At 70.8% G+C, this 6,324-nt stretch carries 8 protein-coding genes; 2 read left to right on the top strand and 6 right to left on the bottom strand.

Translation table 11 applies throughout. From position 1 onward, the window contains the following. The 6 genes from K8V84_RS02715 to K8V84_RS02740 form a co-directional block, all read right to left on the bottom strand. Nucleotides 1-766 (bottom strand): PEP-utilizing enzyme (locus K8V84_RS02715; RefSeq protein ID WP_304069891.1); only part of this gene is annotated, 766 nt, incomplete at its 3' end. 174 nt (nucleotides 767-940) lie between these two features. After that, nucleotides 941-1,981, bottom strand: a complete 1,041-nt coding sequence (locus K8V84_RS02720) for a zinc-dependent dehydrogenase (RefSeq protein ID WP_304069894.1) — start codon at nucleotides 1,979-1,981, stop codon at nucleotides 941-943. Nucleotides 1,982-2,072: 91 nt separating this feature from the next. After that, nucleotides 2,073-2,513, bottom strand: a complete 441-nt coding sequence (locus tag K8V84_RS02725) for a PTS sugar transporter subunit IIA (protein ID WP_304069896.1) — start codon at nucleotides 2,511-2,513, stop codon at nucleotides 2,073-2,075. Continuing rightward, nucleotides 2,503-2,811 (bottom strand): PTS lactose transporter subunit IIB, encoded by a 309-nt coding sequence (locus K8V84_RS02730; protein WP_304069898.1) that lies wholly within the window; start codon nucleotides 2,809-2,811, stop codon nucleotides 2,503-2,505. Before K8V84_RS02730 ends, K8V84_RS02725 begins: the two co-directional genes overlap by 11 nt. 61 nt (nucleotides 2,812-2,872) lie before the next feature. Further along, nucleotides 2,873-3,970, bottom strand: coding sequence for a PTS mannitol transporter subunit IICB (locus tag K8V84_RS02735; RefSeq protein ID WP_304069901.1), 1,098 nt, complete (start codon nucleotides 3,968-3,970; stop codon nucleotides 2,873-2,875). A gap of 58 nt (nucleotides 3,971-4,028) precedes the next feature. Further along, entirely contained in the window at nucleotides 4,029-4,790 is a 762-nt protein-coding gene (locus tag K8V84_RS02740; protein WP_304069903.1) for a DeoR/GlpR family DNA-binding transcription regulator, read from the bottom strand. 281 nt (nucleotides 4,791-5,071) lie between these two features. Between K8V84_RS02740 and pfkB the strand changes: the two genes are divergently transcribed. Further along, nucleotides 5,072-6,013, top strand: coding sequence for a 1-phosphofructokinase (gene pfkB / locus K8V84_RS02745; protein WP_304069905.1), 942 nt, complete (start codon nucleotides 5,072-5,074; stop codon nucleotides 6,011-6,013). Between the two features lie 65 nt (nucleotides 6,014-6,078). Beyond that, nucleotides 6,079-6,324: HPr family phosphocarrier protein (locus tag K8V84_RS02750; RefSeq protein WP_304069908.1), on the top strand; the 246-nt coding region annotated here is incomplete at its 3' end.

Below are 6,324 nucleotides of genomic sequence, written 5' to 3' on the forward strand. Positions count from 1 at the left end.
GCCGTTCGGCCCGACCCTGGATGCGCTCGACGACCTCGGCGACCGGATCCACCTCGACGGTGCCCGCGTCGCCGTCCACCGCCACCGTCGTACCGTCCACCAGGTGCTCCGCGCCCGAGCAGCCCACCACCGCGGGCAGGCCCAGAGAGCGGGCCAGGATCACGGTGTGGCTGGTGGGGCCGCCGAGTCGGGTGACGATGGCCTTCACCTTCGCCGGGTCGAGCCGCACCGTGTCGGCCGGTGCGAGGTCCCGGGCGACCAGCACGTACGGATGTCCGGGGTCGGGCAGGCCCGGCATCGGAAGCCCGAGCAACACCGCCACCGCCCTGTCCCGGATGTCGGCCAGGTCGGCGGCGCGCTCGGCCAAGTACCCTCCGGCGGCCAGCAGAAGCTCCTGATAACGGCCGCACGCCGTGTGGACCGCCCAGGCCGCCGGACGCCCCTCCCGGGCGAGCTCACCGATCTGCCGACGCAGGTCGGGGTCTCGGGCCATCATCGCGAGGGTGGTCAGCACCGCGGCGGCCTCGCCCTCGACATCGGCGGCCCGGGTGTCCAGTTCCGCGCCCACCTCGTCCAAGGCGGCGAGGGCGGCTCCCTCCTCCGCCGCCGGGTCGTCGACCACGGGTTCGTGCACGGGCAGGGCGGGCGGGTCGGCCATCCGGGCGACGGGTGCCACCGCGGCGCCCGGACCGGCGGCGATGCCCTTGAGCGGGCCCTCGGGGACGGGGCCGGAGGCCGGGTTCTGGGCGGGTTCCGTCTGCGCCATGTGTGCTCTCCTGCGACTGATGGGGGCCGACTGTGATGGTGGGGGCGATGATCCGTCGGGTCCAGCCAACCCCGAAAACGGCGCCGGCGCCGGCCCCGATTCCGAATCTGTGGACAACCGGGCCGGCCCCGTGCGCGCCCCCACGGGGCCGGGCGTAGATGTCTCCCGGAACGGTCAGGGTTCGATGGTCACCTTGACCGCGGTGCCCGCCGCGACCGTCTCGATCGCCTTGCGCACGTCGGCCAGCGGCATCCGTTCGGTGATGAGGTCGGCGACCGGCACCGCCCCTGTGGAGATGAGGTCGAGTGCGCGCTTGTTGTGTTCGGGGCTGGAACCGTTGGCCCCGAAGATCGAGAGCTCCCGGTAGTGGACCGCGTTGGCGTCCAGCCGGATGATCGGTGCGTCCTTGGGCAGTCCGCCGAAGAGGCTGATCCGGCCGCTGCGCGCCACCATCCGCACCGCGTCCTCCTGGGCCTCGCCGGAGGCCGCCGCGGTGATGACCAGGTCCGCGCCCCGGTCGCCGGTCAGCTTCAGCACCTCGGCGACGGCGTCGGTCTCCGACCCGCAGATCGCGGCGTCGGGACGCACCAGTTCGGCGGACATGTCCAGGCGCCCCCGGTTCAGGTCCACCAGGTACACCTCGGAGGCGCCCTTGGCACGGGCCAGACGGACGTGCAGACAGCCGATGGGTCCGGCGCCGATCACCACCACCTTGTCGCCCTCACCGACCCCGGCGATCTCCTGACCGTTGAGCACACAGGCGAGGGGTTCGGCCACGGACGCCTCCGCGAGGGAGACGTTGTCGGGCACCCGGTTGACTCCGTCCACGGCCAGGACCGCTTCGGGGACGATCATGTACTCGGCGAACCCACCGTCGTAGTGGTAGCCCATGGACTCCTGACGCGAGCACACCGTGAACCGGCCGTCGGCGCACTCCACGCAGGTCCCGCACGGGATCGCGGCGATGACCTGCACCCGGTCCCCCTCGGTCCAGCCGGTGACCCCTTCGCCGACCTCCACGATCCGACCGGCGATCTCGTGTCCGATCACCCGGGGCGGGCGGATGTGGTGGTGCCCGTGTCGGGAGATCTTCACGTCGGTGCCGCAGGTGGAGCAGTTGGCGACGGCGATCTTGAGCTGCCCCGCCCCCGGAGTGGGTTCGGGCGCCTGTTCCAGGCGGATGTCCCCGGGGGCGTAGAAGCGGGCGACGAGCATGGTGGGGCCTTTCTTGTGGGGTCGGGGGCGGGGTTGCCGCCCCCGACCGTTCGAGGAAGTGGTGGAGCGGATCCACCGGAGGTGGGCGGGGTCAGCCCGCGGCGGGTGCGAGCAGTTCGAGGACCTCGTCGGGGTCGTCGGCCGACCGGAGTCTCTCCGCCCGTTCGGGGTCGGTGAGCACCCCGGCCAGTGAGGACAGCACCCGCAGGTGTTCCTCTCCCGAGGCGGCGATGCCGATGGCGACGCGCACGGTCGGTCCGCCCCAGTCGACCCCCTCGGGGAACTGGACGACGGCCAGCGCCGCCTTGCGCACAAGGGCACGGGAGGCGTCGGTGCCGTGCGGGATGGCCACGCCCTCGCCCACGAAGGTGGGGATGGAGGCCTCCCGTTCGTGCATCGCGGTCACGTATCCGGGCTCGACCGCTCCCAGTTCCACCAGTAGGGCGCCGCACTGGTCGATGGCGTCGGCGCGGTCGCGGGCGGTGCGGCCGAGCCGGACGGCGTCCGTGCTGAGGACGAGGTCAGTCGCCAAGGGTTCCACCGTCCCGGATGGCCGCCTCCACCTTGGTGAACACCGGGTCACCGAGGAACATCTGGAAGCCGATGACGACGGTGTCGGGCACGCGGGTCCGGGCACGGCCGACCAGGCCGGAGTGGCAGAGCACGAGGTCGGCGTCGTCGGGGACACGGTCCACCGGGGAGTGCTCCACGGTGACGTCGTAGGGGGCGAGGGTCTTCTTGAGCCGGGTGGTGAGCAGGACGCTGCTGCCCATGCCGGCGTCGCAGGCGACGACGACCTTCTTGACTGCGGAACCTTCGATGGTGGCCATCTGGCCCTCCTGTACTGAACCTGGACTGAGGGTGGTCTGCGGCCCGAGTGGACCCGGACAACTAGGCGTCCTCGGCCTCGGCGGCCTCGCGTTCGGCCTTGCGTTCGGCCTTGCGTTCGGCGCGCCCGAAGCCGAGGAGGGCGGAGGCGATGAGGAACGAGACGACCGTTCCCACGACGACACCGCCGAGGACCGCGAGGTGGTCGCCGCGGGGAGTGACCGCCATGAGGGCGATGATGCTTCCCGGCGCCGGGGTGGCGACGAGTCCCGCGTTGAGGAGCATGAAGGTGGTCACGCCGGACATGCCGCCGCCGATCACGGCCAGGACGAGCTTGGGCTGGGCGAGGACGTACGGGAAGTAGATCTCGTGGATGCCGCCGAGGAAGTGGATGATGATCGCGCCCGGGGCGGTGGCCCGGCTGAGCTTGGGACCGAACAGCATGCAGGCCAGCAGGATGCCCAGACCGGGGCCGGGGCTGGTCTCGATGAGGAACTCGATCGCCTTGCCCTGCTCGGCCACCCGGGCCACGCCCAGAGGGCCGAGGACACCGTGGTTGATGGCGTTGTTCAGGAAGAGGATCTTGGCGGGCTCCACGATCAACGACACCAGCGGCAGCAGTGACATGTCGATGAGGAACTGGACCCCGGAGCCCAGCCAGCGGGCGACGACGGTCACGACCGGGCCGATCGCGTACAGTCCCAGACCCGCCATGAGGCCGCCGAGGATGCCGGCGCTGAAGTTGTTGACGAGCATCTCGAAGCCGGACGGGGTGCGCGGCTGGGCGACGCGGTCGAACAGCTTCATCAGGTAGGCGGCGAGCGGACCGACGACCATGGCGCCGAGGAACATCGGGATGTCCGCGGAGACGATCACGCCGATGGTCGCGATCGCGCCGACGACGCCACCGCGCTTGTCGTAGACCAGGTGGCCACCGGTGTAGCCGATGAGCAGCGGCAACAGGTAGGCGATCATCGGGTCGACGAGCTGGGCGAGGTGTTCGTTGGGCCACCAGCCGTCGGGGATGAACAGCGCGGTGATCAGTCCCCAGGCGATGAAGGCGCCGATGTTGGGCATGACCATGCTCGCGAGGAAGCCGCCGAAGCGTTGGACTCCGGAGCGGACCGAGGCGAATCGGCTCTCGCTCTGCTGGGTGGACATGGGGGACCTCCTGAGAGGTGCGGCGGTGGTGGCCCGCCGAGGAGTGGACGGTGTGGGGTCAGACCACCTGGACCGCCGGTCCCGCCGACTCCAGTTCGTCGGCCAGACCGTCGGCGAGTCCGTCGTCGGTGACGATCAGGTCGAGGTCCTCGACGTTGGCGAAACGGGCGAAGTGGTCATTGCCGACCTTGGTGTGGTCGGCGAGGAGGACGGCGCGTCGGGCGGAGGCGATCATGGCCCGTTTGACCTCGGCCTCGGCCGGGTCGGGGGTGGTGAGCCCGCGTTCGACGGACACTCCGTTGGAGGCCATGAAGGCGACGTCGACGTAGGACTCGGCGAGGGAGCGTAGGGCCCAGGCGTCGACGCTGGCCTGGGTCCGGTTCCGAAGCCGGCCGCCGAGCAGCATGAGGTTGATGTTGGGTCGGGAGGTGAGGGTGAGGGCGATGGAGAGGGAGTTGGTGACGACGATGAGTTCCCGGTCCGTGGGCAGCTGTTCGGCCATGCGGCCGGTGGTGGAGCCCGCGTCGAGGAGGACCGCGCCCTCCTCGGGGAGTTCGGCCAGCGCCGCCTTGGCGATCCGCTCCTTCTCCTTGGTCATGACGGAATCACGCACGTTGAGCGCGGGTTCGAAACCCAGACGCTCGACGGGGATCGCGCCACCGTGGACCCTGCGCAGGACCCCGTGCCGTTCGAGGGCGGTGAGGTCGCGGCGGATGGTCTCGTAGGTGACGTCGAACTCCGAGGCGAGCCCCGTGACGTCGACCCGGCCGTCACGGCGGGCGCGTTCGAGGATCACCTTCTGGCGTTCTTCCGCGTACATGTGGGATCACCTGTGTTTCGGTGTGGTTTTGGGTGAGCTTAATCGTGTTGCGTGAGACACACAAGGGGTATCTCCACCCAATATCCCAGCACTCACGATGATCACGCCATCCCGGGAAGACTCTGGTCACCGCCTCGGCCACCCCGGAGCACAGCGACTCCCCCACCCGGCCCGCACACTCCCCCTCCACGCCGCACACTGTTGACAGGCGCAATCAAACACACATAATCAAAACCACCCACACACCAGGCCGGGCAGCCACACCCTCGAAAAGAGCTCCCATGATCCTGACCCTCACCCCGAACCCGAGCGTCGACCACACCCTGGAGGTCGACGACCTCGTCCGAGGCGAGGTCGTGCGGATACGCGCCACACGCGCCCAGGCCGGCGGCAAAGGCGTCAACGTCGCCCGCGCCCTGCTCGAAGCCGGTGTCGACACCCGCGCGATCCTTCCCGTGGGCGGGGGCGGCGGCGCCGAACTCACCACCCTCCTCGGCGACCTCCCCCGGGTCACCGTGCCCATCGAGGGCGAGACACGCGGCAACGTCGCCGTCACCGAGTCCGACGGCACCACCACCAAGCTCAACGCCGCGGGCCCCACCCTCTCGCCCGCGGAGATCCAGGCCCTGCTTCGAGCCGTGGAGGACGAACTCGCCAAGGGCCCCGACTGGGTGGTGGCCAGCGGCAGCCTGCCCGCGGGCTCCCCCGACGACCTCTACGTTCGGGTGGCCGAACTCGCCGCCGGCCACGGGGTACCGCTCGCGCTGGACACCTCGGGCCCCCCGCTCCGAGCCGCGGCCCGGGCGGGTTCGGTGAAGCTGCTCAAACCCAACCTCGAAGAACTGTCCGACCTGGTCGGCCGCGCACCGACGACCATCGAGGAGGTCACCGACGCGGCGCGGGAGATCCTCGCCGAAGGCAACGGCGCCGCCCTGGTCACCCTCGGCGGGCACGGGGCCCTGTACGTGGACGCCGCGGAAGTGTTGTGGGCCAGGGGACCCCGGGTACGCACCCGGAGTACCGTGGGCGCGGGTGACAGCGCGCTGGCCGGTTTCCTCGCCCTCGAAGGCACCCCCGAGGAACGGCTGCGTCGGGCCGTGGCCTGGGGCACCGCCGCCGTGTCCCTGCCGGGGACCACCGTCCCCCGCCCCGAAGACGTGACCGACGACGGCGTCGTCTCGACGACCGGACCCGACCCCCTGTGGCGGATCGACAAGCTCTGACCGCCCATCGGCAGCCCCTGAACACCCGACCACCGGCCACGAACCACGAGACCCCGAGGACAGACATGCCCGAACGCACCGTAGCCATCGGCTCCAGGCTCGGCCTGCACGCCCGCCCCGCAGCCCTGTTCGTGCAGGCCGTCAACGAGACCGGCCTGCCCGTGATGATCTCCCGCGAGGGCCACAAGGAGGTGGACGCGCGCAGCGTCCTCGCCGTGATGTCCATGGGGGCCTCTCATGGGGAGAGCGTCACCCTGAGCTGCGACGCCGAGGGCGCGGACGAGGCGCTGGACGGCCTCGTGGAGCTGCTC

The sequence above is a fragment of the Nocardiopsis listeri genome (assembly GCF_020741345.1).
GTDB classification, from domain to species: Bacteria; Actinomycetota; Actinomycetes; order Streptosporangiales; family Streptosporangiaceae; genus Nocardiopsis; species Nocardiopsis listeri_A.

Bases quoted from the DNA above. Each gene is read 5' to 3' on its own strand.
- pfkB (WP_304069905.1), top strand. From the start codon at position 5,072: ATGATCCTGACCCTCACCCCGAACCCGAGCGTCGACCACACCCTGGAG.
- K8V84_RS02740 (WP_304069903.1), bottom strand. From the start codon at position 4,790: ATGTACGCGGAAGAACGCCAGAAGGTGATCCTCGAACGCGCCCGCCGT.
- K8V84_RS02735 (WP_304069901.1), bottom strand. From the start codon at position 3,970: ATGTCCACCCAGCAGAGCGAGAGCCGATTCGCCTCGGTCCGCTCCGGA.
- K8V84_RS02720 (WP_304069894.1), bottom strand. From the start codon at position 1,981: ATGCTCGTCGCCCGCTTCTACGCCCCCGGGGACATCCGCCTGGAACAG.
- K8V84_RS02730 (WP_304069898.1), bottom strand. From the start codon at position 2,811: ATGGCCACCATCGAAGGTTCCGCAGTCAAGAAGGTCGTCGTCGCCTGC.